At 65.9% G+C, this 328-nt stretch carries 1 pseudogene; it reads right to left on the reverse strand.

Annotated features, from left to right (window positions below):
* Positions 1-282 (reverse strand): annotated as a pseudogene (locus IH68_RS51395) (hypothetical protein); the annotation flags it as partial.
* Positions 283-328 lie beyond the last annotated feature (46 nt).

Raw genomic sequence — 328 nt, forward strand, 5'->3', positions numbered from 1 at the left:
ATCGATGCCCAAATCAGCCTCGACATCCATACCCGGCTCCAACATCTCCACCGGATAACCCGTCTTCTCCGCCACCGCACCCATCAACGCCACCATCACACCGGCGGCGGCAGCCGAGTTCATGGCTGGGGCGGGCTCGGGCTCGGGAAGGTTGACGGTCTCGATCACGGGAGCCACCGGCTGCGGAGCCGACTCGGCAGGCACCGTGGAAGCCAGGAAGCCGGCGATATCGTCCAGCGTCCGCAGCTCCGCGAGCACCTCCGGATCGACGTCCTCCGACACCGGATACGACTCCTGCAACGCCCCCAGAATCTGCACCCGCTTGATC

This window comes from Streptomyces sp. NRRL S-646, from assembly GCF_000720765.1.
Taxonomy (GTDB): domain Bacteria; phylum Actinomycetota; class Actinomycetes; order Streptomycetales; family Streptomycetaceae; genus Streptomyces.